Source organism: Rufibacter roseolus (assembly GCF_017916365.1).
Taxonomy (GTDB): Bacteria; Bacteroidota; Bacteroidia; order Cytophagales; family Hymenobacteraceae; genus Nibribacter; species Nibribacter roseolus.
Window position 1 is genome coordinate 546,936 of sequence record NZ_JAFMSU010000002.1, and the last position, 22,905, is coordinate 569,840.

General features: G+C 52.3%; 26 protein-coding genes. 12 read left to right on the forward strand and 14 right to left on the reverse strand.

Annotated features, from left to right (window positions below):
- Positions 1-33: 33 nt before the first annotated feature.
- The 3 genes from J3P35_RS11255 to ychF form a co-directional block, all read right to left on the reverse strand.
- Positions 34-558 (reverse strand): DinB family protein, encoded by a 525-nt coding sequence (locus J3P35_RS11255; protein ID WP_210464698.1) that lies wholly within the window; start codon positions 556-558, stop codon positions 34-36.
- Between the two features lie 84 nt (positions 559-642).
- Complete coding sequence (locus J3P35_RS22195; protein ID WP_210464699.1) at positions 643-2,136, reverse strand: OmpA family protein; 1,494 nt, start codon at positions 2,134-2,136, stop codon at positions 643-645.
- Positions 2,137-2,412: 276 nt separating this feature from the next.
- Positions 2,413-3,510 (reverse strand): redox-regulated ATPase YchF, encoded by a 1,098-nt coding sequence (ychF, locus tag J3P35_RS11265; RefSeq protein ID WP_210464700.1) that lies wholly within the window; start codon positions 3,508-3,510, stop codon positions 2,413-2,415.
- Positions 3,511-3,916: 406 nt separating this feature from the next.
- Between ychF and J3P35_RS11270 the strand changes: the two genes are divergently transcribed.
- From J3P35_RS11270 to J3P35_RS11280, 3 genes are all read left to right on the forward strand, one after another.
- A complete protein-coding gene (locus J3P35_RS11270) occupies positions 3,917-4,714 on the forward strand; it encodes an SDR family NAD(P)-dependent oxidoreductase (RefSeq protein ID WP_210464701.1) in 798 nt (265 codons plus the stop codon).
- A 13-nt stretch (positions 4,715-4,727) separates the two neighbouring features.
- A complete protein-coding gene (locus J3P35_RS11275) occupies positions 4,728-5,714 on the forward strand; it encodes an aldo/keto reductase (protein ID WP_210464702.1) in 987 nt (328 codons plus the stop codon).
- A gap of 64 nt (positions 5,715-5,778) precedes the next feature.
- The gene (locus J3P35_RS11280) at positions 5,779-6,525 is read left to right on the forward strand and encodes a DNA-formamidopyrimidine glycosylase family protein (RefSeq protein WP_210464703.1); all 747 of its coding nucleotides are present in this window, start codon (positions 5,779-5,781) and stop codon (positions 6,523-6,525) included.
- 231 nt (positions 6,526-6,756) lie between these two features.
- Here the strand turns inward: J3P35_RS11280 and J3P35_RS11285 are convergent, their stop codons facing one another.
- Positions 6,757-7,089 (reverse strand): DUF3276 family protein, encoded by a 333-nt coding sequence (locus tag J3P35_RS11285; protein WP_149091948.1) that lies wholly within the window; start codon positions 7,087-7,089, stop codon positions 6,757-6,759.
- A gap of 129 nt (positions 7,090-7,218) precedes the next feature.
- Between J3P35_RS11285 and J3P35_RS11290 the strand changes: the two genes are divergently transcribed.
- On the forward strand, positions 7,219-7,617 hold the full coding sequence (locus J3P35_RS11290) for a septal ring lytic transglycosylase RlpA family protein (RefSeq protein ID WP_210464704.1): 399 nt from the start codon (positions 7,219-7,221) through the stop codon (positions 7,615-7,617).
- Positions 7,614-8,531: a DUF58 domain-containing protein gene (locus J3P35_RS11295; protein ID WP_210464705.1), complete on the forward strand. Its 918-nt coding sequence runs from the start codon at positions 7,614-7,616 to the stop codon at positions 8,529-8,531. The genes J3P35_RS11290 and J3P35_RS11295 overlap by 4 nt, the downstream gene beginning before the upstream one ends.
- Positions 8,532-8,602: 71 nt before the next feature.
- On the opposite strand, the gene J3P35_RS11300 is transcribed toward J3P35_RS11295, so the two are convergent.
- Positions 8,603-9,235 carry a DNA-3-methyladenine glycosylase family protein gene (locus J3P35_RS11300; RefSeq protein WP_210464706.1) on the reverse strand — a complete coding sequence of 211 codons (633 nt, stop codon included), beginning with the start codon at positions 9,233-9,235 and terminating at the stop codon, positions 8,603-8,605.
- 143 nt (positions 9,236-9,378) lie between these two features.
- Between J3P35_RS11300 and J3P35_RS11305 the strand changes: the two genes are divergently transcribed.
- Together J3P35_RS11305 and J3P35_RS11310 are read left to right on the forward strand one after the other, a co-directional pair.
- Positions 9,379-10,230 carry a hydroxymethylglutaryl-CoA lyase gene (locus J3P35_RS11305; RefSeq protein ID WP_210464707.1) on the forward strand — a complete coding sequence of 284 codons (852 nt, stop codon included), beginning with the start codon at positions 9,379-9,381 and terminating at the stop codon, positions 10,228-10,230.
- A 5-nt stretch (positions 10,231-10,235) separates the two neighbouring features.
- A complete protein-coding gene (locus tag J3P35_RS11310) occupies positions 10,236-10,973 on the forward strand; it encodes a (Fe-S)-binding protein (RefSeq protein ID WP_210464708.1) in 738 nt (245 codons plus the stop codon).
- Positions 10,974-11,215: 242 nt separating this feature from the next.
- Here J3P35_RS11310 and J3P35_RS11315 read toward each other — a convergent pair whose 3' ends face one another.
- From J3P35_RS11315 to J3P35_RS11335, 5 genes are all read right to left on the reverse strand, one after another.
- Entirely contained in the window at positions 11,216-11,737 is a 522-nt protein-coding gene (locus tag J3P35_RS11315) for a hypothetical protein (RefSeq protein WP_210464709.1), read from the reverse strand.
- A 15-nt stretch (positions 11,738-11,752) separates the two neighbouring features.
- On the reverse strand, positions 11,753-12,709 hold the full coding sequence (locus J3P35_RS11320; protein WP_246850176.1) for an alpha/beta hydrolase: 957 nt from the start codon (positions 12,707-12,709) through the stop codon (positions 11,753-11,755).
- A gap of 31 nt (positions 12,710-12,740) precedes the next feature.
- On the reverse strand, positions 12,741-13,619 hold the full coding sequence (gene dapA / locus J3P35_RS11325) for a 4-hydroxy-tetrahydrodipicolinate synthase (RefSeq protein ID WP_210464710.1): 879 nt from the start codon (positions 13,617-13,619) through the stop codon (positions 12,741-12,743).
- A gap of 470 nt (positions 13,620-14,089) precedes the next feature.
- Complete coding sequence (locus J3P35_RS11330; protein WP_210464711.1) at positions 14,090-14,818, reverse strand: LytR/AlgR family response regulator transcription factor; 729 nt, start codon at positions 14,816-14,818, stop codon at positions 14,090-14,092.
- A 17-nt stretch (positions 14,819-14,835) separates the two neighbouring features.
- Positions 14,836-15,882: a sensor histidine kinase gene (locus J3P35_RS11335; RefSeq protein ID WP_210464712.1), complete on the reverse strand. Its 1,047-nt coding sequence runs from the start codon at positions 15,880-15,882 to the stop codon at positions 14,836-14,838.
- A gap of 208 nt (positions 15,883-16,090) precedes the next feature.
- On the opposite strand from J3P35_RS11335, the gene J3P35_RS11340 reads away from it, so the two are divergent.
- The 3 genes from J3P35_RS11340 to J3P35_RS11350 are packed head-to-tail and all read left to right on the forward strand — an operon-like array spanning position 16,091 to position 18,063.
- Entirely contained in the window at positions 16,091-17,053 is a 963-nt protein-coding gene (locus J3P35_RS11340) for an ABC transporter ATP-binding protein (protein ID WP_210464713.1), read from the forward strand.
- The gene (locus J3P35_RS11345; protein ID WP_210464714.1) at positions 17,053-17,832 is read left to right on the forward strand and encodes an ABC transporter permease; all 780 of its coding nucleotides are present in this window, start codon (positions 17,053-17,055) and stop codon (positions 17,830-17,832) included. Before J3P35_RS11340 ends, J3P35_RS11345 begins: the two co-directional genes overlap by 1 nt.
- A 42-nt stretch (positions 17,833-17,874) precedes the next feature.
- Positions 17,875-18,063, forward strand: coding sequence for a hypothetical protein (locus tag J3P35_RS11350; protein WP_210464715.1), 189 nt, complete (start codon positions 17,875-17,877; stop codon positions 18,061-18,063).
- A 16-nt stretch (positions 18,064-18,079) separates the two neighbouring features.
- Here the strand turns inward: J3P35_RS11350 and J3P35_RS11355 are convergent, their stop codons facing one another.
- The 3 genes from J3P35_RS11355 to J3P35_RS11365 form a co-directional block, all read right to left on the reverse strand.
- A complete protein-coding gene (locus tag J3P35_RS11355; protein WP_210464716.1) occupies positions 18,080-18,703 on the reverse strand; it encodes an AlbA family DNA-binding domain-containing protein in 624 nt (207 codons plus the stop codon).
- Between the two features lie 42 nt (positions 18,704-18,745).
- Entirely contained in the window at positions 18,746-19,594 is an 849-nt protein-coding gene (locus tag J3P35_RS11360) for an SDR family oxidoreductase (protein WP_210464717.1), read from the reverse strand.
- Between the two features lie 145 nt (positions 19,595-19,739).
- Positions 19,740-20,126: a DUF3127 domain-containing protein gene (locus J3P35_RS11365; RefSeq protein ID WP_210464718.1), complete on the reverse strand. Its 387-nt coding sequence runs from the start codon at positions 20,124-20,126 to the stop codon at positions 19,740-19,742.
- A gap of 188 nt (positions 20,127-20,314) precedes the next feature.
- Here J3P35_RS11365 and J3P35_RS11370 point away from each other — a divergent pair, with 188 nt between their 5' ends.
- Entirely contained in the window at positions 20,315-21,256 is a 942-nt protein-coding gene (locus J3P35_RS11370) for an isoaspartyl peptidase/L-asparaginase family protein (RefSeq protein ID WP_210464719.1), read from the forward strand.
- A 51-nt stretch (positions 21,257-21,307) separates the two neighbouring features.
- On the opposite strand, the gene J3P35_RS11375 is transcribed toward J3P35_RS11370, so the two are convergent.
- Positions 21,308-22,195: a cyanophycinase gene (locus tag J3P35_RS11375; protein ID WP_210464720.1), complete on the reverse strand. Its 888-nt coding sequence runs from the start codon at positions 22,193-22,195 to the stop codon at positions 21,308-21,310.
- Positions 22,196-22,374: 179 nt separating this feature from the next.
- On the opposite strand from J3P35_RS11375, the gene J3P35_RS11380 reads away from it, so the two are divergent.
- Positions 22,375-22,869: a YciE/YciF ferroxidase family protein gene (locus tag J3P35_RS11380; RefSeq protein WP_210464721.1), complete on the forward strand. Its 495-nt coding sequence runs from the start codon at positions 22,375-22,377 to the stop codon at positions 22,867-22,869.
- The last annotated feature ends 36 nt before the right edge of the window (positions 22,870-22,905 follow it).

Here is a 22,905-nt window from a genome sequence, read left to right on the forward strand (position 1 = left end):
GACTAGGGTAGCGGGGAGCGTATGTCATTGCCTTTACCTGAGCACCCCGGCCTGCAGGATTCTGGCGGTGACCAGCAGTTGGCCCACGTGGCGTTGGGTGTGCTCCGCGGCATGAAAGAGCAGACCACCCACGGTGGAGGGAAGCTGCGCCCGGCCAACGCCTCTGAACTGGGTGAGGGTCTCCGGATCGGTTTGCTTTATCTGTTGAAGGGTGTTTTCTACCTGTTTCTCAAAAAGTAGCCGCAAATCCTCTGCGGTGGTGCTTTCTGCCGGGGGAGTTCCTTCTGCTTTCAGGTACGCGAGCCCTGCCTCAGATAAGGCTTCACCGCGGGCGTAGGTACACAGGCGGTCCAGAACCCCGGTGAGGTGCTGCAGGTGAAAGCCCACTGAGGCCACGCCTGCGGGTCTTTCCCACAGCAGATGATCGGGGAACCCGTTGAGGTATCCCTTCACTTCCTCCCGGGCCTGGAGCAGGGCATGGGCTACCGGTTGCAGCAAGGCCGGAACAGCGGGTAGGGGGCCGCGCAACCAGACTTCTGGTTTCTGTTCTTTATCCATTGTTTTCAGAAATATAGGCCTAAAATAAAAATGCCCAGCCAAACGGCTGGGCATTTTCTAGCTTTTAACTAAGCCAATCTTCCATTACTGGATGAAGAGGCGGAACTCAGCGCGGCGGTTTCTGGCACGGCCGGCGTTGGTGGTGTTTGGTGCTACTGGACGCTCTTCGCCGAATCCTTCGGTGATGATACGGTCAGAGGCTACTCCTTTTTGGTTTGTCAAGTAAGACTTAGCGGCATCTGCTCTGCGAACAGAAAGCTCTTGGTTGTACTCGTTTGAACCAATGTGGTCAGCGTGGCCAGAGATACGCAGGTTGTAGTGCGGATATTTAGCCAGCATGCTTGACATTCTGTCCAGGGTTGGGTAAGAAGTTCTCTTCAGAACAGCTCTGTTGAACTCAAACTCAATCTTAGGAACGCGGGCCATGTAGGTGCTGTCTTCCACATCTAAGCCTGGGCAACCCATGTTAGCGGCAGAACCGGCAACATCTGGGCAACGGTCAACATCATCGTTTACACCGTCATTGTCACGGTCAACTACCACTGGGCAACCACTGGCGTCTACACGAGTACCGGCTGGGGTGTTAGGGCAAGTATCGTTTTTGTCAGCTACACCGTCACCGTCTGCATCTGGGCAACCTCTTGTTGCAGCAGGACCAGCTTGGTCTGGGCACTCATCTTCTGAGTCACGCACACCGTCACCGTCTTTGTCTGGGCAGCCTTCCAAAGCGGCAGTACCGGCTTCAGTAGGACATTTATCCTGGTAATCTGGAACACCGTCAGCGTCGCCGTCAAGTGGGCAACCGGTTTTGTCTACCTGTACACCAGCTGGAGTGTCTGGGCACTTATCGCGGCGGTCAGAAACACCGTCACCGTCGGTGTCAGTGGCTTTTCCTAAACCAAAGGTAAGACCGAATTGGTGCTGCAGGTAACGGTCGTTCAACTCATCTGAGTTGGCAGGGGAGATACCATCCAGCAGGTTAGTGGTTGGATAGTTGAGGGTAGACTGGGCAAACAAGCTGATACCCTCAGTGATTCTGAACCCGATACCGGCACCACCCATGTAGTTCATGCGCAGCAGGCCTTCATCGTACTTGAACTCGTTTGTTCCGCCTGGTCTGGCTACTGGCAGGTAGGCTTCCACGCTGGCGTACTGAGCACCGATACCGGCAATCAGGTAAGGCTGCAGGAAAGCAGTCTCGCTCAGGATCTTGCCGTTGTTCAGCTTCAGTTTCAAGCCCAGGTTAGCGGTTCCAACCTCGTCATCAAATCTGCCCGGTCCAAAACCAGTTACGTTGTAGGTAACGTTGTTGGCATCTTGCTTCAAGTTGAAATAGTTCAACTGCAAAGCCACATCAAAGGACGGAGACAGATACCGGTTAATGCCTAGACCACCACCCCATGAGGAATTGCTCATATCCCAGATATCATTTCTCATGTTGGTCCGGGCCTGGTTGGCGCTACCGTAGAGCGATAAGCCCCAAGGTCTGTCGGCAGACTGCGCTATTGTTTCTGATGGAGCAACCATAGACAGCAGCCACGCGCCGAGTACAGAAGCTTTAAGTAAGGTTTTTTTCATAGTTTTAGAGAGTTGTAATATAGTATTCTGCACATATTTACAGGATTTACGCCAAAATGTTTCCTTTTATCAATAAAAAGGAATTCTAATATTTAGTAAGTCCCATATAATGAGACGATTAATTTTTATAAAAGTTATTTTTATTCTAATTCTTATACTAAAAGCAAACCTATAATCGTTGCAGGGAGCATTTGGAAGGGAGAAGATTATAAAGAAAAATGTATAAAAAAAGGGGAGTAGTCTGCTCCCCTTTTTTTATACATTACTGGTTATCAATTACACGTTGAATCTGAAGTGCATGATGTCGCCGTCCTGTACCACATAGTCTTTCCCTTCCAGCGCCATTTTGCCGGCCTCCTTAATCTTGGCTTCGGTCTTATATTCTGTATAATCCTTGAGTTTGATCACCTCTGCGCGGATAAAGCCTTTCTCGAAGTCGGTGTGAATGACACCGGCTGCCTGCGGGGCTTTCCAGCCTTTCCGGATGGTCCAGGCCCTCACTTCTTTTGGTCCGGCGGTGAAGTAGGTGATCAGGTCCAGCAAGGCGTAAGAAGCTCTGATCAATTGGTTCAGGCCAGATTCCTTCAGACCGTATTCAGACAGAAACATCTCTTTTTCCTCGGGCTCGGTGAAATCAGCGATCTGGGCTTCAATTGCGGCGGAGATCACCACTACCTGGGCCTTCTCGTCTTTCACGTGCTCTTTCAGGGCCTCCAGAAACTTGTTTCCGGTCTGGATAGAGTCCTCGTCCACGTTGGCCACGTAGATCACCGGCTTAATGGTGAGCAGTTGCAGGTCTTCCACAGACTCCAGGTCTTCGGGGGTATAATCAAGGGAGCGGGCGTTTTTGCCGCTTTGCAGGTGCTCTTTGAAGCGCTTCAGGCTCTCAAATTCCTTTTTGGCCTTGGCATCACCGGACTTGGCGGTACGCTCCACCTTGGCTATTTTCTTGTCAATGGACTCCAGGTCTTTGATCTGCAGCTCGGTGTCAATCACGTCTTTGTCAAACACGGGGTCAACGCCGCCGGCCACGTGTACAATGTTGGGATCGTCAAAGCAGCGCACCACATGTATAATGGCGTCTACTTCGCGGATGTTGGCCAGGAACTTGTTTCCCAAACCCTCGCCTTTGCTGGCGCCTTTCACCAGACCGGCAATGTCCACAAATTCCATGACGGTAGGCAGTACCCGCTCAGGGTGCACCAGTTCCTCCAGAACCTGCAGGCGCTCATCTGGCACCGTGATCACGCCCACGTTGGGCTCAATGGTACAGAAAGGGTAGTTAGCCGATTCGGCTTTGGCGTTTGACAAGGCATTGAACAGCGTAGATTTACCCACGTTTGGCAAACCCACTATTCCACAACGAAGTCCCATAAAGATAGATTGGTCTTAAATCAAAGTTGATGTATGTGCCTCCGGCCAAAGGACTTAAAACTGTTTTAAGGCTCATTTTCAGAAGCGGCTGCAAATATACGCATTCCTTTGGGGACTACCGTTAAAATAGTAAACACCTTGGCTGCCAACAAGAAACACTTACCGCTGAAAGGAGCCTTTATATAAAGAGACTTTGCGAAACTTCTGCACTGCCCCTATTTGAATTATGTGCCAAGATCTGCCTCCAGGTTTGGCTTTCTGTATTATGGCCGATTTCCTGATTCCGGGTTAAAACCAGAAAGAGTTTTTAGGCAAAGGGTACCCCATTCCAGAATGCCTCGTAAAGTAAAAGCTAATCATGGTTTAAAGTTTAACCCGGGTTTGAGGTTGATCAGGCTACTCCTTTATGACACCAGAGACAAGCAATGTAGTATTAAGTGGCAAACGAATTTTAGTCACCGGCGGCTCTACCGGGCTGGGGTTCGCCATGGCCAAAGCCTTATCTGAGGCCGGAGCTAGCGTGCTGATTACAGCCCGTTCTGAGGAAAATATCTCCAAAGCGGTAAACCAACTCCAGGGCTTGACGGGCGAAGTATTCGGGATTGCCATGGATGTGCGCGATGAGGATTCCATTGCCCAGGCGGTGTCCTGGGTTCAAAATCAGTGGGGAACCTTGGATGTGCTGGTGAACAATGCCGGTATTGGCATGCGCACTGTTAATCCAGATTTCCTTTCCCAGCCCAAGCCTTTCTATGAAGTCACCGCCCAAGGTTTCCGGGATCTGATTGACACCAACCTGACGGGGTACTTTCTGGTGGCCAAAGCGTTTGTGCCATTGTTTCTGCAAAACGGGAAAGGAAAGATCGTGAATATCTCCATGAACCATGAGACCATGAAGAGGAAGGGTTTTGTGCCTTACGGTCCTTCCCGAGCCGGGGCAGAATCCCTTTCCTACATCATGGCCGAGGACCTGATGGAAAGCCGGATTGACGTAAATATGCTGCTGCCCGGCGGCGCCACGGAGACAGAGATGATTCCAGACTATTATAAAAACAATTTAAAAGAGAAAGGCTTTCTGCTGAGCCCAGAGGTCATGGGAGAACCCATCGTGTTCCTGGCCTCAGACCAAAGCTCCGGCCTGACCGGGCAGCGGATTGTGGCCAAGGATTTTATAACCTGGAAACAGAAGTATCTACAGAAGTAAAAACAACTGCACTATGGAAAAAAGAAAATTAGGAAACCAAGGATTAAGCGTTTCGGCGCTGGGCCTGGGGTGCATGGGCATGTCAGACTTTTACAGCAATCGCGATGACAACGAGTCTATTGCCACCATCCACTACGCTTTGGATCTGGGCATTGACTTCCTGGACACCGCTGACATGTACGGTGTGGGCGCGAACGAAGAACTGGTGGGCAGGGCCATCAAAGACAGGAGAGACAAGGTGATCCTGGCCACCAAATTTGGGAACGTGCGGGATGATCAGGGCAATTTCCTGGGCATTAACGGCTCACCCGAGTACGTGCGCAAAGCCTGCGAAGCCAGCCTCAAACGCCTGGGCACGGATTACATTGACCTTTACTACCAACACCGGGTAGACAAACAAACACCCATTGAGGAAACCGTTGGCGCCATGGCCGAGTTGGTGAAAGAAGGAAAGGTGCGGTACCTGGGCTTGTCAGAAGCCTCGGCGGCAACCCTTAGAAAAGCAAGCAGAGTACACCCCATCAGCGCCCTGCAAACGGAGTACTCGCTCTGGAGCCGCGATGTGGAAGATGAGATTCTGCCCGCCTGCCGTGAATTGGGCATCGGGTTTGTACCGTACAGTCCCCTGGGCCGGGGATTCTTAACCGGGCAGTTTAAAACCCTGGAAGACATACCGGAGGATGATTACCGGCGGCATTCGCCAAGGTTCCAGGGCGAGAACTTCCAGAAGAACCTAGACCTGGTGCAGAAAATAGAGGAGTTGGCTGGTAAGAAAGGCTGCTCCGCAAGTCAATTGGCTTTGGCATGGCTCCTGGCGCAAGGCGAGGACATCGTACCTATTCCAGGCACTAAAAGAAGAAAGTACCTGGAGGAAAACGTAGGGGCGCTGCAGGTTTCTTTAACCATGGAGGAGCTGGAAGAGATTGAGTTTATTGCGCCTAAAGGAGTGGCTGCCGGTCAGCGCTACGCCGCCCCGCAAATGGGCAACTTGAACGTGTAACATTATCCACCTGAAATCCCTGTTGCATTTTAAAAGCAGCAGGGATTTTCTATACCCAAAGCCTATGCCCGAAGGACCCGAAATGGTTTTCCTTAAAGAACAGACCGAACAATTCATCGGTCAGGTTGTAGTGGAGGTGAAAGGTAGAACCAGGAACATCCCGTTTGAATTGGTGAAAGGGCAGGAGCTAACCCAGATCAGGACCTTCGGTAAGGAGATCCTGTTTTGCTTTCACAACAACGTGGTACGCGTTCACCTGATGTTTTTCGGGAAATACGCCATAAATGGGGAAGTCAACAGACCCCTGGAGTTGGGGCTTTCCTTTGAAGACGGCGACCTTAACTTCTACGCCTGCGATTGCCGGTTCCTGAAAGAACCCCTGGAAGCCGTGTATGACTGGAGTGCCGATGTGATGAGCGAATCTTTTGACCAGGAGCAAGCCCTGCAGAAACTTCTGCGCCAACCCACCCAACTTATCTGTGACGCGCTGCTGGACCAGAGCATATTGGCCGGGGTAGGCAACGGAATCAAGAATGAAGTGCTGTTTAGGGCCCGGTTGCACCCGGAGAGCCAGGTAGATCAGATCCCCATAGCCATCCTCAAAGACCTCATCAAGGAATGCGTGACGCAGAGCTTCCGTTACTTGGACAGCAAACGGGAGGGCACCGTGAAAGAACACTGGCTTGTGTACCAGCAGAAGGAATGTCCCCGGGACCATATTCCCTTACGCAAAGAGAAGGTAGGGAAGGGGCAAAGGTCTGGGTACTTCTGCGAGAAGTGCCAGGTCTTGTTTCATCCGGTTACCGGGTAGTAAATCCAAGCAGAAACCTTTAGTTGGAATTCCAAAGGCAGTACTTTTTAGACAAACTGCAATAGTCTCCAGCCTTGTTATTTCAGCGATTTGAAGTGTTTGGAGGAGGAACCTTCGCTTAGAAAACAGGACAAGGATTTCAAGGCAGTTTTAAGTAAAACGGCTTGGAAACGAGCGTAAGCATAAAAAAAGCTCACGCGAGGCATGAGCTTGAGGAGAATTAAGTGGAAGCTATTCCCACTTCAGTTCTTCATCCACCGCAGCTTCTGATTGAGCGTGGTCTAAACGCTCAAGTTCCGCCAGTGCCTCTTCAGACAATAACTCACCTTTTACATGGTTAACGGTATCCTGCAACGCTTCCATGAACTTGGCAAAGTCTTCTTTGTACAAGAAAATCTTGTGCTTCTCGTAAGAGTAGTTGTCGTCCTTGAATTTCCGCTTGCTCTCTGTGATTGTCAGATAATAATCATTTGAGCGGGTTGATTTCACATCAAAGAAATAGGTGCGCTTTCCTGCCCTTACTCTCTGCGAGTAGATTTCTGCTTTGTCGTTGTTCTCTTCCACCATAACTTGAAGGTTCCTTATTTATTTGAAGTAGCCAATTTAAAGCAACAGATTCACATCTAAAAATTTTTAAGATTAATTTTAATAGGTAAATTCGAATGTACTAATGTTTGTAAGAAACAAAACTACATGAGAATAAAGCTATTCTGTCTTTTCCTCTGCCTGCTGCCATGGACAAGCTTCGCCGAAACCTCACCGCAGAAAGGGAATGCCACCTTCTACGCTTCCTCTCATTCAGGGCACAGAACCACCAGCGGAGAACGCTACAACCCGCAGGAACTCACCGCCGCCCACGCGACCTTCCCTATTCATTCTTACGTACAGGTCCATAATCTGGAGAACGGCCGCAGCGTTGTAGTAAGGATCAATGACCGCATGAGCCGCAAGTCACGTTTTGTGATTGACCTTTCCCGCAAAGCCGCCCTGCAACTGGGCATCATTGGGGCCGGAAGGGGAAAGGTGAAGCTCATTAAAATAGACAAGGAAACTGCCCTGGCCCTAGGCCAAAAGGATAAAGAAGCCGCATGAGTAGAATAAACGTTGATTTAGACAGTGTCCGGAACATCCAGAACCTTGAGTTTCTGGCCAAGCGGTTGGTAGAAGGGTTTATCACGGGCCTGCATAAATCTCCGTACCACGGCTTCTCGGTGGAGTTCTCTGAGCACCGGCTCTACAATTCCGGCGAGAGCACCCGGCACATGGATTGGAAAGTCTTCGCCCGCACCGAGAAGCTCTTCGTGAAGCGCTACGAGGAGGAAACCAACCTGCGCTGCCAGCTGCTCCTGGATGTGTCAGGGTCTATGTATTACCCCACCAATAATTACGGCAAACTTTCCTACGCAGTGCTGAGCGCCGCCGCCCTGGCCACCCTCCTGCAGAGGCAACGCGATGCAGTGGGCCTTACTACTTTCGCTGACGGGATTGAGCTGCAGACGCCTATCAAGTCTACCGGCGCACACTTGCACACGCTCTTGCTGGCCCTGCAACAGCAACTACAGAAACCGGCCCCGCCGCAGAAAGAAACCCGGGTTGCGGCAATGCTGCACCACGTGGCCCAGCAGTTGCCCAAACGTTCCCTGGTGATTTTGTTCAGCGACTTACTGAGTCAGTACGAGCAACTGGACGAGATTTTCCTGGCCCTGCAGCACCTTCGGCATCAGCAGCACGAGGTCCTGCTGTTCCATATCACACACGCCGAGACCGAAGAGGAATTCCATTTCCCCGATAAGCCTTTCATGTTTCATGGTCTGGAGAACGGTGAGAAAATCAAAGTACAACCCGCTGAGATACGGGAAGCCTACGTGAAGGCCATGAAGCAGTTCAAGAACGAACTGAAGCTACGTTGCGGCCAGTACCGCATTGACTTGGTTTCTGTGGACCTCCGCGAGCCCATTGACAAAGTCCTGCAGGCCTACCTGGTCAAGCGCCAGAAAGTGCGTTAAACTGTTTTTGGGCTGAATTTCCAAAATCAGCCTCAAAACTACTCAGAACTTAGAACTCAAAACTCAGAACTTTATTTCTGGGGCTCAGAACTCACCTCCGGCATATTGTTCAGCGACTGCCACAGGTACCGGCAAGCCAGCGTACGGTACGGTCGCCAGGAAAGGGAGAGTTCCAGCATTCTGGCTCGGGCTTGTTTGTGGGGGGGCTCCAGGCCGTACAGACGTTTCATGGCGTTATAAATTCCCAAGTCATCCACTGGCATGACATCAGGCCGATGCAGCGCGAACATCAGGATCATCTCTGCCGTCCAGCGTCCTATTCCCTTGATGTGCACCAGTTGGGTAATCAGTTCCTCATCCGGCAGGTGTGCCAGTTGGTCATCTTCCAGTTTTCCGGCAGCCTTGTGCTCCGCGATGTTCTGCAGATAGCCAATCTTCTGCCGTGACAAACCCACCGCCCGCATCTGCTCCACGGGCAGCGAAAGTACCAGGGCTGGATCGGGGTAATTTTTCGGAAATAAGGCCAGAAACCGCGCTTTAATGGTAGCCGCCGCCTTCACCGATAATTGCTGCGAAATGACTGAGCTGAGCAGGGCATCGTAAATGGGCCGGGGTTCACCGGAAATCACCATCTCTGGTGCCTGCAGCACCAATTGGTACAGGAGTTCGTCTTGCTGGAAAAGGGAGGCGTGCGGTTGGGCCATGGGATCAGGAGGTAGGTTTCAGGCGGCCTATCATCTTCACCGCCGGTGCAAAATAAGCGTTAGGCCCGGTTATCCGTATGCAAGGGCAAATATTCTAAAGCAAAGCTGTCGCCAAAACGCGCCACAATGACTAAACTTGTTCCATGAAAATAATTGAGTGTCCCCGCGATGCCATGCAGGGCTTGTCCCAGTTTGTGCCTACCCAGGAAAAGGTAAAATACCTGCAAACCCTCTTGGAGGTGGGTTTTGATACCCTTGATTTCGGGTCTTTTGTCTCGCTTAAGGCGATTCCGCAGATGGCAGATACCGCCGAGGTGCTGTCTCAATTGGATACCTCTGTCTCGCAGACCAAACTGCTGGCCATTGTGGCTAACCTACGTGGTGCCCAACAGGCCGTAGAGCAGGCGCAGATCCGGTACATCGGGTTTCCTTTGTCTTTGTCTGAGGAGTTTCAGCGGCGCAACACGAACAAAAGCATTGCTGAAGCTCTGGAAGAAGTGACGCAAATGCAGGACCTATGTTTGAAACACGGAAAAGAACTGGTGCTGTACCTGTCCATGGGGTTCGGGAACCCGTACGGAGAGCCCTGGGAGCCTTCGCTGGTGGGGGAGATGACGCAGAAACTGGCGGCTATGGATATCAGAATCATTTCGCTGTCAGACACCATCGGGGTATCCGAGCCCGGCACCATTCAGGACCTTTTCACTACCCTCATCCCGGCCTTTCCGCAGATTGAGTTCGGGGCGCACCTGCATACGAGTCCCACTACCTGGCGCGAGAAAGTGGAGGCGGCCTACGCCAGCGGGTGCCGCCGCATGGACGGGGCTTTGCTGGGTTACGGCGGTTGCCCCATGGCCAAAGACGATCTGGTAGGCAACATGCCCACCGAGAAAATGCTCTCTTATTTACAGGAGAAAGGCGTACCTTTGAATTTAAACCAAGCGGCGCTGGGTCGGTCTCTGGCCCAGGCGTCCCACGTATTCCAATTGCATTAATCCAGATGGCACAGCCGGTAGTTGATATATTTATTCCCTGTTTCATAGACCAACTGTTTCCGCAGACGGCCTGGAACATGGTGAAACTGTTAGAGTCTTTGGGGTGTACTGTGCGTTACAACACCAACCAGACCTGCTGCGGGCAGCCTGCCTACAACGCCGGTTACCAGAAAGAGTGCCGCCAGGTGGCAGACAAGTTCCTGGAAGATTTCTCCTCAGAGGACAGCGACTACATTGTGGCTCCCTCGGCCTCCTGCGTGGGCATGATCCGGAACGCCTACTCCAACATCTTCATGACCTCTTCCAATTTCGTACGGTACCGCGCCATGGAGCGCAAAGTGCTTGAGTTAACTGAGTTCCTCACCGATGTGCTGCAAGTGCAGGAAATCCCCGGCGCCCGTCTTGATGCCAAAGTCACCTACCATGATTCCTGCAGCGCCCTCCGCGAGTGCGGCATCAAAGAAGGCCCGCGCCGGCTTCTGGGCATGGTACAAGGCTTGGAACTCACTGAAATGCAAGACACCGAGACTTGCTGCGGCTTCGGGGGGACCTTCGCTACCAAGTTTGAATCCATCTCCGTGGCCATGGGCGAGCAGAAAGTAGAAAACGCCCTGAGCACCGGCGCCGAGTACATCGTCTCCACCGACACCAGCTGCCTCATGCACCTGGACGCCTACAGCCGCAAACAAGGCAAACCCATCAAAGTCCTCCACATCGCTGATGTTTTGACGAGTGGGTGGTAAGTTACGCATCAGTAGTCCTGTTGCTTTCGGGCTGTTTATGGCCTCATTTCAAAATTAAGACCATACCCTTTTGTCATCCTGAAAGGATCTTGTGGGCCAGCTAGTTCTACATTAGCCATATGGGAATAACCAGAAAATAATAAGTCTGCCTGTTTAGGGGCTGTTTTGAGCAAAACAGCCCCTAAACAGGCAGACTTATTTATAATCTATGGTGCGGAAATTACCGTTCGTCAAAGATTCTTTCAGGATGGCATGTGAATGGATTTCTGTTTGCCTGTTTGCAGCCTTATATCCTTGACAAAGTCTTCTAACTTCTCCCTGAGCTGGTCTCTGTTCCAAATAATCCTCAAGTGGAAGATTATCAAGAATACAATCCAGGAGCACAGAATAGCAGCCACCGTTAACCAGTTGGCATGTAGCATCAAGCTAATGGCTGAAAACATGGTGAGAAAGAAAATCAAGAAATAAAGCCCATAAATGTTCCTGTTGAAGTAAGGGATTATTTCAGAATCCATACGAGTGCTCAACCTGTCTTGATTGTTTGTTAGGGAAATCACAACCCTCCCTTTGGTTGGTATAGTGACCTCTATTAAGTTATCTCCAGTGATGCTGACTTGGTTGAAGTCAAGAGGAAAGGCGGTGAGTGTTTCTAGTAAGCTTTTCTTTTGATTCTTTTGATGTGAGATATACTCCAGAATCAGTCTCCTCGGTTGTTTAACCTCTAGGGCGAATTGCCTGTGGTAGGTTCTGAATAATTTTCTCATTAAACTGAACCTTCGCTACTTAACAGACTTCACAAACGTCACCAAGGCAGGCATGAGCGGTGCGGCCAGCGGGAGAGTAGGATTGGAGTAGGTGCTGATGTTGGGGCTCCGGTCTGAGGTGGTTTCTTTGAGCACGTGGTTCATGTTGTCAACCGTCACCAGTTTGCCTTTGGCTGCCGCACCTGCAAGATAATTGGCGTCTTGCATGCTCACCTGCAGATCGGCCGTTCCCTGTACAACCAATACGGGAATCTTCAGCTTGGCCATCTCTGCCTGCGGATCATACCTGAACCAGGAGATGAGGTACGGTTGTACGCTGGGCCGGAACAGGGATGCCAACATGGGATTTACCTCCGGCACGGCTTTTCCTTGGGCAAGTTGATCCAAAATAGGGAAAGCGGCCACTTGAATCATGGGTGGTTGTCCCTGCAATTGCTGCCGGATGATTTTATCAGCGGACTGTCCGGCGCCGGCGATGGAGATAAAAGCATCGGCATGAGCCTGGCGGGCAGCGATCATGCCAATCAAAGAGCCTTCGCTATGGCCCAGTACTACCACTTTGCTGAACCGGAGATCTGCCTTCAGTTTCTGTATCCAGGCGGCGGCATCCTGCACGTAATGGTCAAACCTCAGATCGAACTCAGACATGGCTGCCTCTTTACTGGCTGCAATACCTCGTTTGTCAAACCGCACCGAGGCAATTCCCTGCGCATATAGGGCCTCGGCCACCATTTTCAGGCTGTTGTTTTTCATGGCGGGGTTGTTGCCATCGCGGTCGGTGGGGCCAGAGCCGGAAAGGAGAAGCACTACGGGCACTTTCCCGTCTGAGGCAGGGGAGAGCAGCGTGCCTTTGATGGTGCCTTTCTGGGTATTCAGGTCAATGGGCACCCCGGCTACCGGCGCTTCTGTTTGGGCATAGGTTTTCATCAGTACCAAAAAGAGCAGAAGCGTCAGCAGCAGTGTGTTTTTCATCTGTTTACCTGAAAATGGGCTTAAATCAAGCTTAGCCTAAAAGTGGAGCGGCAGCGGCCTGCACGCGTTGTATCAGGCTGGCAGAGGCAGGAGCCAGGGGCAGGCGCACGAAGGGCTCGCAGATACCCGCTTCCTTCAGGGCCAGTTTAATGCCTACCGGGTTGGCTTCTTCGTACATGAGCGGGTTGATTTTCCCGAAGGAGCGTTGCAGGGCCCCGGCCTCGGTGAAGTTTCCTTCCAGCGCCAGGCGCGTCATGCGGCTGAAAGCTGCTGGGAAAGCATTGGCCAATACTGAGATAATACCATCACCACCTACGGAAATCAACGGAACGGTGTGCATGTCATCGCCGGAGATCACCAGGAAACCCTCGGGTCTTTCCTCCAGAATGGTCATGTACTGTTCCATATTGGCGCTGGCGTCTTTGGTCCCGATGATGTTAGGGTGCTGGGCCAAGCGCAGCGTGGTAGCCGCGGAAATGTTGATACCGGTTCTGCCGGGCACGTTGTACAAAATTACCGGAACCGGAGAGGCATCAGCGATGGCGGTGTAATGCAGGAATACCCCTTCCTGGGAGGGCTTGTTATAGTAAGGGCAAACCGAAAGGATGGCATCAACGCCGGTGAAGTCTATCTTCTTGAGTTGCTCCAGCACATAGTGGGTGTCATTGCTGCCGAGGCCGTACACCAGTGGTTTGCGGCCAGCAATACGTTCCTTCGCGAAGGCCAGCAACTGGGCGCGCTCCTCGGGAGAGGTGGTCACCGATTCGCCGGTGGTACCGTTCACCACCAGGTAATCCACACCATTTTCCAGGTTGAAATCAATCAGTCTCCCGAAGGCTTCTATGTCCACGGAAAGATCGGCTTTGAAAGGAGTTACCAAGGCCACACCTGTTCCTCTTAATGCTTGCATGTCTGTATGTTTGTTCAATTTTTAAATCGCGCAAAGATACAGGTTTGGATCGGTAATTAGTATGCTCTACGAACGTTTGTTCAGGATCAACGGACGAGATGTTTTTGGGGCAACTTTAGGGAAACAGGCTCTAAACGGCTGCAGGTAGAACTGATGAGAAAGAGCACAAAGCGATAGGGTTTCTAATGGAATTCTGGCCAACAGTTATGATAAAAATCCGGCGGGCTTCAGGTCTGTTTCATTCTGTTCCCGTGCTGTTCTACTTGGCTATAAGTAAAGGGAGTCTTAATCACTGAACCCCAATTCTGAGGCTGTCGCCTCACTGAAGTTGCAAACTTCAGACCATGGTAGGTCCAAGTTGAAAACTTGAACCAGGGAAAAACAGCACTTGAACCAGAGAAATTAGAGGAAGAAACAATCTTGCGTTTAGAGCCTCTTTGTAGAAAAACACAACCTGAACGCGTCTATCGCTAAAGGTTCTTGCTTTCCACCCAGCGCATGAAAACCTCTTTGTAGCTGTCCCCGATGGGGATTTCCTGTTCCTTTATTTTGATGCGGCCTTTCTCAATGCTTTCAATGTGGGTCAGCGACACGATATAGGAACGGTGCACACGCGCAAAGTCCTGCTCGGGCAGTTTCTCCATGATCTTGTTCATGGATAAGAGCGTGATGATCTTGCGGGTTACGGTGTGGATGATGACGTAGTCTTTGAGGCCTTCAATGAAGAGAATGTCTTTGAGGTTTACCCGCAGGGTCTTGTAATCTGCCTTCACGAAGATGAAGTCTTCGCTCTCTGTTTGGGGCAATATTGCCTGCGAAACAGCCGGGCCGGCGGGTTGCAGTTGGGCGCGCTCATAGACTTTGTTTACCGCCTTGAAGAACCGGTCGAAAGGGATGGGCTTGAGCAGGTAATCCACCGCATCCAGGGTGAAACCATCCAGCGCGTACTGCGGATAGGCGGTGGTGAAAATAACGGCCGGGCGGTTCGAGAGCGACTGCACAAACTGCACGCCCGTGATCTCTGGCATCTCAATGTCCAGGAACAGCAGGTCTACCTGTTGCCGCTGCAAAACCGCCATGGCCTCTAAGGCGCTGGAGCAGGTCTGGACGAGCTGCAGGAACGGGATTTTACCTATGTAGGAGCGCATGATGTCCAGGGCGAGCGGTTCATCGTCAATGGCGAGGCAGGTCAGTTGCATCTGGTGAAGTTAGCGTTTTAAGAAAGTCTATTCAAGGTGAGCTCCGCGATAAAATCTTGGTTTTCCTGGCGGCAGGTGAAGGTGTGGGCTCCGGGGTACAGTAGCTCCAGGCGCCGTTTCAGGTTCTGCAACCCAATTCCGCCGTAATTTTCCGGGGTGCCGCCCAGGGCTTTGATCCTGTTTCTGGTGGTGAAGGTCAGGCCTACGTCCTGAGTACACACCTGCACCTGCATAGGGGCCGTGGAAAGACCGTGTTTGAACATGTTCTCCACCAGGGGCATCAGGAGCATGGGCGGCAGCGAAAGCCCCGAAACGTTTCCTTGGACCTCCAGCGTGAGCAACTCTGGTTGCGTTAACCGGAGTCGGTGCAGGTCCAAAAGGTGTTCAACGTGCTCCAACTCGCGGGCCAGGGGCACCACGGGCGTGTTGGTTTCATAAAGTTGGTAGCGGAGCAGTTGCGAGAGCTTAAGAATGGCCTCCGGGGTAGAAGGTGCGTTCTGGTAAGAGAGTGAGTAGATGTTGTTTAGGGTGTTGAACAGGAAGTGGGGGTTTACTTGTGCCTTGAGCAAGTCCAGCTCTGTGGTGGTATGCTGCAGTTCCAGTTCCTGGCGCCGCCGCTCGGTGCGAAGGTAGTCGCCGGTGACTTTTAGGGCTGAGCCCAGGAAGATGTTCATCAGCCCCATCACGCCCAGTTGGATCATGTGGGTCTTATAGTCCAGCATGCTGGGGTGCTTGGCAATCTGCTCGGCCATTTTAGGGGTGATGCTCGCCTCCTGCGTGATCTGGAATACCTCAATGGGGCTTCGGACCGCCGCAAATAGGGCCAGGGTTGCCACCACCGCCAGCGCGTAGCCCAGCACATTGCCCTTGGCCAGAATCCGGAGCAGCACAAACCAGTTGAAGTAAAAGAGCGCTAGGTGAAACGCAAGGGTCTGTGCCACATCCATGGCTACCCAGGACAAGGGCAGATCCAGCCGGTCAATCCCGAAATGGACCCAGAGTGACAGCCCAAGCAGACTGGTCCACAGCAAAAGGTGCAATAATAGCGGGAGCTGTTTTTTCATGGTTTTCTCAGAAATAAGCCCAAAACTAACCATTCAGCGGAGCTTATCCCGCACAAATCCCAAGAACTAGACCAAGCGGGATTTTATATCGACGAATGGGTTGAGGGGGAAAATCACGGGGTTGGTCTCTGCAAAAATGGCGTTGGTATAGTTTTGTTGCGGCAAGCGAAGAGAAGGTGTTCTTTTGGACTATCCAACCCGGCTGACCATGAAAGAACCGCTCATATCTACCCATCAACTTAGTTGCCGCTATGGCTCCCTGGAGATCCTCAAAGACCTGCACCTGAAGATCCCGCAGGGCAGCATCTACGGCTTCCTGGGACCCAATGGGGCCGGAAAAACCACCACCATCCGCTTGCTCTTAGGTCTTATAAAACCGTCTGCCGGGATCATCCGGTTATTCGGACAGGAATTGGAGCGCCATCGGGTACAGGTATTGCAAAGGGTAGGGGCTCTGATAGAGACGCCCAGCCTGTACAAGCACCTCTCGGGGAGAGACAACCTAGAGGTCATGCGGAGGATGCTGGGCCTGAAGAAAAGCCGGGTAGACGAGGTGCTGGGGATTGTACGGCTGCGGCAAGTCGCCCACCGGCCGGTGAAACAATATTCCCTGGGCATGTGCCAGCGGCTGGGCATTGCGCTGGATTTGCTCTCAGACCCAGAGGTGTTGATCCTGGATGAGCCCACGAACGGCTTGGATCCCAGCGGCATCCGGGAGATGCGGGAACTGCTCAAAGAACTGAACCAGGAGCACGGCAAGACCATTTTCCTGTCCAGCCACCTGCTAAGCGAAATTGAGAAAACGGTGACCCATGTGGGCATACTCCACCAGGGACAGCTTAGGTTCCAGGGTAGGGTGCAGGAACTGCAGAAAGCCACGCAGAGAGCCAGGACTGTTGAGGTGGAAGTGGGTAACGTGTTGCTGGCAAAAGAGATAATACTAAGCCTTGGCCATGCAGTTGAAACCCTGGATACCCATCGGCTTAGGGTAGCGGTGCAGGAAAAAGAAGAGGCTGCGGCCCTGAACCAGTTTCTGGTAGAAGGCGGGGTGGCGGTTTACAACCTCTCATTTACCGCGCAAAGCCTGGAGGAGGTCTTCCTTTCCATAACCGAGGCTCCCGCCCTTGATCCTTCTGCCAAAATCCATTTTCAACCTATCCTGCAAGCCTAATGACGACTACTGCAATCCTTTATGTTCGCAGAGGCCTTTCGGCGGAGGCCTTGAAAATAAAGAACACCTGGGCCCTTTGGCTGCCGGTGCTGGCGCCACTCTCGGTGGTGGGCATGACTTTCCTGGTGTTTTTCTTCAAGGGGCACCTGATCCTGAAGCCCGGTTCTGATCCGTGGTTTGCCTGGGCGGGCAACAATTTCATGGCGTCGGCGCAGTTGCTGGTGCCTTTGTTTTTGGCCTTGCTCACAGCCCTGGTAAACGGCACCGAGCACCAATCTGGTGGGTGGAAGCAGTTGTACACCTTGCCGGTACCCAGGTGGTCGGTGTTTCTGACCAAGTACCTGCTGCTGCTGGCGCTGGTGAGTTTGGCTTATGTCACGTTTTGGTTGGGCATGTTGGGCGGCGGATACCTGTTAGGCTGGCTCCGGCCTGAGTTGGGTTTCCAGAGCTACCACCACGTGCAGAGCATCAGCCTGGGCGCCTTCCGGATTCTGTTGGGCTCGCTCTCCATCTTCACACTGCAGTTTTGCCTCAGTTTCAGGTTCAGGAGCATCGGGATGAGTATTGGCCTGGGCATTCTGTTCACGATGGCTTTCCTGATTGGGTCGCGATGGGAGCACATCGGGTACTATCCTTACAGCTGGCCCACTTTCTCGGCGATGGCTTTCCAAGCTAAAGGTGCGACATGGTTCGTGCCGCAGATGTGGTACAGCCTGGGCAGCAGCGGTTTGCTTTTCCTGGTAGGCCTGTGGGATTCCTGCCGCCGCGAGATCCTGTAGTTTGTGCCTCTTTTTCTTAAATCACCTTTAAAACAGACCGGTATGAAAGTTTTATTTACGCTTGGGGTAGGAATGATGGTAGGTTGGGTCTCCGCGTTGTTTGATGCAGAAGGCCAATTGGCCTTGGAGCACCACCAGGAGAAAGTAAACCTAAGTATGTACCAGGCTGCAGGCCCGGAGAAAGAGGGACCGGCCAAAAACTGCAGGTTCTTTTCCTTCATCTGGCCTTAATTTCTGAGTCTCGGGCCTAACTTAAGGTGTAGAACGGCTCTTTTTCTTTGTCGTGCATCCTTATCTGGCCTTGCAGTACCATGTACACTAACAGGCGCTTGGCGCGTTGTTTTGACAAGTTGGCCATGTGCATGAAATCCTTGATGGTGAGTTTGCGGTATCTCTTGAGCAACTCCAGGATGCGCTGCTGCTGATGGTCCACTATGTCTTCAAGGGTCTCGGTGGCGGGCTCCAGCGTGAGTGATTTCTCCACCAGGTTGCTTGTTTGTACACTTTCATCTTTCACCCTGATGTAGCTGCGCCAGTCATCTTCCTTCACTTTGGCCAAATGCGGTTTGGTTTCACTCTCCGGGATGATCACCTTCAGGATAATGCCCTCGTCCATGTCTACCTCTTCATAAATAACCTGCACCGGTGGTTCGCAGAAAGAATGGATGGCCTTGTCTAGCGTGAATTTTTCCTCTTCAGGATCGGCGCCGCAGATGGTACCGTCGTCCTGCACGCCCACCAAGATCTGGCCGCCGCGGGTGTTCGCGAAGGAGACCAGGGTGCGCGCGATGCGGGCCGGGTGGGTGATGGTTTTCTTGAACTCCAACTTCTCGCCTTCGCCCTGAAGAATCAACAGATACATTTCCTGCATGTAACGGACGTGTTGTTTTAGCGGTGATTTCCCAAAAACAGCCTAAAAACCGGTTTGTTCCGCACTAATGTCCCAGAGGCGGCGGGCCACGTGCGCATTGTTTGAATCGGCGGCGGATTTCACCTGTTTGCTGTTCTTGAAGTACTTACCGCTTACAAACTTTAGATACGGAGAAGTGGCCAGATAAATTGTGGTCTGGGCACCTTTCTCGGGCGATTTCATGAAAAGCCGGCTAAACCGGAAGAGACTCCTGATGAAAAAATTGCTGTTGCTCCCGAAATTGGTGGCCACCACGCCCGGGTGCAGACAGTTGACGGTTAGGTTGGTGAACTCGGTGCGCCGGGCCAGCTCATAGGTGAAATGGATGTTGGCCAGCTTAGAATCTGCGTAGGCCGTGATGGCGCTGTACTTCACGGGCTTGCCGGCGTGTTCAAAATCTATCTGCCCCAGGCGGTGGGCCTCTGAGGTCACGTTGATCACGCGGCCCTGCTCGGCAGCCAGCAGGGGGTCCATGAGCAGGTTGGTGAGCAGGAACGGAGCCAGGTGGTTTGTGGCCCAGGCCATTTCCCAACCGTCTACCGTGGTTTCCTGGTGGCCGGGAATAAGGCCGGCGTTGTTGATGAGCACATCAATGACCGGGTAGTTCTCCTTCAGTTCCTGGGCCAGGCGCCTCACTTCTGTTAAAGAGGAGAGGTCTGCCAGGTAGAGTTTCAGGCAGGCATCGGGCACCTTCTTTTTGATATCGGCCATGGCCTGCTGGCCCTTCTGCTCGTTGCGGCAAACCATCACCACGTGAACGCCTTCTTTGGCCAATGCCTCTGCGGTGGCCTTTCCAATACCGGAGCTTGCCCCGGTGACTACCATTACCTTTGCTTCTTTGTCTGTTGCCATGTGCGCTGCTGCTCCAGTTTTCCTGGATAATGGGCACTACGGAAAAACGCTGCTTTTCGCTGTCTTCCGGTGCAGGATTCCTGTGGGCATAAAAAATGCGGCCTTTTTGGGGCCGCATTCTATAAGGTCTAAGGAAAAATCAAACTTAGAAAGGAAGATCGTTGTCCATGTCATCGCTGATGAAAGACGAGCTGGATTTAACCGGCTGTTGCTGGGCATAAGGGTTTCCTGACGCTTGCGGCTGGGCGGCGCTTCCGGCGTGCTCTACTCTCCAGGCCTGCAGGTTGGTGAAGTACATGGTGGTACCGTTCTTGGTGAATGGTTTACCGCTCAGGTTGAAAGCAACCTTCACTTCATCGCCTGTTTTGTAGTTGTCAAGAATACCGCACTTGTCTTGGGTAAGCTGAAACTTGGCATATTGCGTATAAGAGCCGTCTGGGATCTCCAAAACGAATTCGCGTTTACGGAATTTTTCGCTCACTTGGGTTTCGTCAAAGATTTCGTGCAATCTTCCCTGTACATCAAAAGACATAGGTGATAGTTTTAATAGATTAGTAAAGTAAACTCTACAAATATACAAAGAATAGAGGGTTAAGATTCCCCCAGCCGGACTTAAATTTATCAACCATCGCGGGCTAATCCGGGGAGGCGTCCGGGGCTGTAAAGCATGGGTTAGGCCGGTCTTAAACCTAACTATCTGAAATAAAGGACACCAGAATTATGGAGAACAAGCAAAGATTTGCCCTTGCCCTGCATGGCGGCGCCGGAACCATCACCAGAGCCTCATTAACCCTGCAAATGGACCAGGAATACCGCCTGGCCCTGCACCAGGCTTTGGAGATTGGCCATGCCATCTTGGAGAAGGGAGGATCTGCTTTGGCGGCGGTGGAAGCCACCGTGGTATCACTGGAAGATTGCCCCTTGTTCAACGCCGGGCGGGGTTCTGTGTTCAACAAGCGCGGTACCCATGAAATGGACGCCGCCATCATGGACGGCAAGACCCTGGGCGCCGGGGCAATCACCGGGGTGCGGAACGTGCGCAACCCTATTAAACTGGCCAGCGAGGTCATGCGTCACTCAGACCACGTGCTGCTGTGCCAGCAGGGAGCCGAGGAGTTTGCCCGTAACCAAGGCATCGCCTTTGAGCCGGATGATTATTTCTTTACCCAGCAGCGCTATGACCAGTGGCAGGCCCTGCGGGACTCAGACGTGTACATGCTGGACCACTCCCAGGCAAAGGAAAAGAAGTTCGGGACGGTGGGGGCAGTGGCGGTGGACCAGCAGGGTAACCTGGCAGCGGCTACTTCTACCGGTGGCATGACCAATAAGAATTTCAACCGCATTGGTGACACCCCTATTATTGGAGCGGGAACCTACGCCAACAACCGCACCTGCGCTGTCTCCTGCACCGGCCACGGCGAATTCTTCATGCGCAGTGTGGTGGCCTATGACATTTCCTGCCTCATGGAATACAAAGGGCTGTCGCTAACCCAGGCCTCTGACTTAATAGTGATGGACAAACTGAAAAAGCTGGGCGGCGAAGGCGGCCTCATAGCGGTGGATGCCCAGGGCAACGTAGCATTGCCTTTCAATTCTGAAGGTATGTACCGGGGCAGCTGGGTAGCAGGGCAGGAGCCAGTAGTAGCAATTTACCAGGACTAAACCCTGTTTCAATTCCGATTTTAGCAAATAGGCCTTAAAACCAAGTGGTGCCTATTCTACTTCTTTGGCCAGCTGCTTGGCGCCCACGCAGAAACGGCGTTCCCGGATGTCATAGTAATTCCCGAAGGCGAGCACGTGCATCCGGAAGTTCTCAATGGAGAGCGGGGTGCCCGGGGCGGCGTATGAGGTGTTGTTGTGCCTGATGTGGTGCCCATCCACCACAATCACCAGGTTAGACCCGATGGTCTCAATGACATTGCCCTGGGTAATCATGACGCCGGTGTCCTCACCCAAGCCGATGCCGATCTTGAACGGGTGCGTAGCCACCGCTTCCATGAGCCGCCCAAATCTGCCCCTTTTTACAAAATGCGAGTCAAAAATGACATTTTCCTGAAAGGCCAGTCCGCGGTCCAGTTTCACCGATCCTTTTAACAGAGAGCGCTGGCTGCTGCCGCCTTTGATCATGATATCAGACATGGCCATGGCGCCCGCGCTGGTACCCGCAATGACAAAGCCATTCTCATGGTGGTACCGGTGCAGCAGAATGTGGTGAAAAGCAGTGCCTGAGAAAATCCTGAACAGCCTTGACTGGTCGCCGCCAGTGAACATGACCCCGCTGGCCTTCTTCAGCCGCTCCAGGTACTCGGGCTTCTGGGCGTCATTTTCATCCCGTATATCCATCACGCTTACTTTTTTGCAGCCCAGAACCTCAAACGCGTGCAGGTACAACGCACCCAACTCCTCGGGGATCATAGACGCAGTGGTGATGACTTCCACCTGGGCCTCGTTTCCGCCCATGGCATCAATAATGCGCTTCAGAATGCCCAGCTCAAAGAAATTAAGGTGAAACTGCTTTTTATCCCGGGGGTAGGTGCCTTTGTCTTCGTTTCCGCCTACGGCGATGAGAATGCCTTTGGGGGCTAGCTCAAGTTTGGTCATGTATGCTACTGTTTTACCTGTAATGTTTTGATGCCTGCTTATACGGTGTTCTGTTGGTAACGGACCATCTGGTTTAAAGTGCATAAATAAGCCCATATTCTTCGGTAAACCCTTGAACTACCCTCTTTCAGGACCGTATAAAAATGACACGCTTGATTTTTCAACTAAATAAAAGAGCTATGAAATTAACATCCTTGAATGACTTGTTCATCCACCAGATGAAGGATCTCTATAACGCTGAGCAGCAACTGTTGAAAGCGATGCCAGAAATGATGGAAATGGTTTCCAGCCCCGAGCTGGCTACTGCCCTGGAGACCCACATGCGGGAAACAGAGCAGCAGATAGCCCGGTTAGAGGAGTGTTTCAGAATTCTGGGCATTAGCGGAGGCGGCGAGAAATGCATGGCCATGGAGGGCATCATCAAAGAAGCCCGCGAGTTCATGAAGCATGACGCCGATCAGGAAGTAATGGATGCCGGTATCATTGCCTGCGCCCAACGTGTGGAGCACTATGAGATTGCCGGCTACGGTACGGCCTGTACCTACGCCAAATTCCTGGGCCATACCGAGGTCCTGAACCACCTGAAGGAAATCCTGAACGAGGAGAAAATGACCGATGAGAAGCTCACCATGATTGCGGAAACCGCCGTGAACCGGAGAGCCGAGAACCACTAATTATCCTTTACACACCAAAGACACCCCATTAAACAG

Bases quoted from the DNA above. Each gene is read 5' to 3' on its own strand.
- J3P35_RS11350 (WP_210464715.1), top strand. From the start codon at position 17,875: ATGAAAGTTTTATTTACGCTTGGGGTAGGAATGATGGTAGGTTGGGTC.
- J3P35_RS11270 (WP_210464701.1), top strand. From the start codon at position 3,917: ATGACACCAGAGACAAGCAATGTAGTATTAAGTGGCAAACGAATTTTA.
- J3P35_RS11295 (WP_210464705.1), top strand. From the start codon at position 7,614: ATGAGTAGAATAAACGTTGATTTAGACAGTGTCCGGAACATCCAGAAC.
- ychF (WP_210464700.1), bottom strand. From the start codon at position 3,510: ATGGGACTTCGTTGTGGAATAGTGGGTTTGCCAAACGTGGGTAAATCT.
- J3P35_RS11305 (WP_210464707.1), top strand. From the start codon at position 9,379: ATGAAAATAATTGAGTGTCCCCGCGATGCCATGCAGGGCTTGTCCCAG.
- J3P35_RS22195 (WP_210464699.1), bottom strand. From the start codon at position 2,136: ATGAAAAAAACCTTACTTAAAGCTTCTGTACTCGGCGCGTGGCTGCTG.
- J3P35_RS11340 (WP_210464713.1), top strand. From the start codon at position 16,091: ATGAAAGAACCGCTCATATCTACCCATCAACTTAGTTGCCGCTATGGC.
- J3P35_RS11300 (WP_210464706.1), bottom strand. From the start codon at position 9,235: ATGGCCCAACCGCACGCCTCCCTTTTCCAGCAAGACGAACTCCTGTAC.
- J3P35_RS11335 (WP_210464712.1), bottom strand. From the start codon at position 15,882: ATGAAAAAACAGCTCCCGCTATTATTGCACCTTTTGCTGTGGACCAGT.
- J3P35_RS11320 (WP_246850176.1), bottom strand. From the start codon at position 12,709: ATGAAAAACACACTGCTGCTGACGCTTCTGCTCTTTTTGGTACTGATG.
- J3P35_RS11290 (WP_210464704.1), top strand. From the start codon at position 7,219: ATGAGAATAAAGCTATTCTGTCTTTTCCTCTGCCTGCTGCCATGGACA.
- J3P35_RS11375 (WP_210464720.1), bottom strand. From the start codon at position 22,195: ATGACCAAACTTGAGCTAGCCCCCAAAGGCATTCTCATCGCCGTAGGC.
- J3P35_RS11280 (WP_210464703.1), top strand. From the start codon at position 5,779: ATGCCCGAAGGACCCGAAATGGTTTTCCTTAAAGAACAGACCGAACAA.
- J3P35_RS11355 (WP_210464716.1), bottom strand. From the start codon at position 18,703: ATGCAGGAAATGTATCTGTTGATTCTTCAGGGCGAAGGCGAGAAGTTG.
- J3P35_RS11370 (WP_210464719.1), top strand. From the start codon at position 20,315: ATGGAGAACAAGCAAAGATTTGCCCTTGCCCTGCATGGCGGCGCCGGA.
- J3P35_RS11315 (WP_210464709.1), bottom strand. From the start codon at position 11,737: ATGAGAAAATTATTCAGAACCTACCACAGGCAATTCGCCCTAGAGGTT.
- J3P35_RS11365 (WP_210464718.1), bottom strand. From the start codon at position 20,126: ATGTCTTTTGATGTACAGGGAAGATTGCACGAAATCTTTGACGAAACC.
- J3P35_RS11360 (WP_210464717.1), bottom strand. From the start codon at position 19,594: ATGGCAACAGACAAAGAAGCAAAGGTAATGGTAGTCACCGGGGCAAGC.
- J3P35_RS11275 (WP_210464702.1), top strand. From the start codon at position 4,728: ATGGAAAAAAGAAAATTAGGAAACCAAGGATTAAGCGTTTCGGCGCTG.
- J3P35_RS11330 (WP_210464711.1), bottom strand. From the start codon at position 14,818: ATGCAACTGACCTGCCTCGCCATTGACGATGAACCGCTCGCCCTGGAC.
- J3P35_RS11345 (WP_210464714.1), top strand. From the start codon at position 17,053: ATGACGACTACTGCAATCCTTTATGTTCGCAGAGGCCTTTCGGCGGAG.
- J3P35_RS11380 (WP_210464721.1), top strand. From the start codon at position 22,375: ATGAAATTAACATCCTTGAATGACTTGTTCATCCACCAGATGAAGGAT.
- J3P35_RS11255 (WP_210464698.1), bottom strand. From the start codon at position 558: ATGGATAAAGAACAGAAACCAGAAGTCTGGTTGCGCGGCCCCCTACCC.
- J3P35_RS11310 (WP_210464708.1), top strand. From the start codon at position 10,236: ATGGCACAGCCGGTAGTTGATATATTTATTCCCTGTTTCATAGACCAA.
- dapA (WP_210464710.1), bottom strand. From the start codon at position 13,619: ATGCAAGCATTAAGAGGAACAGGTGTGGCCTTGGTAACTCCTTTCAAA.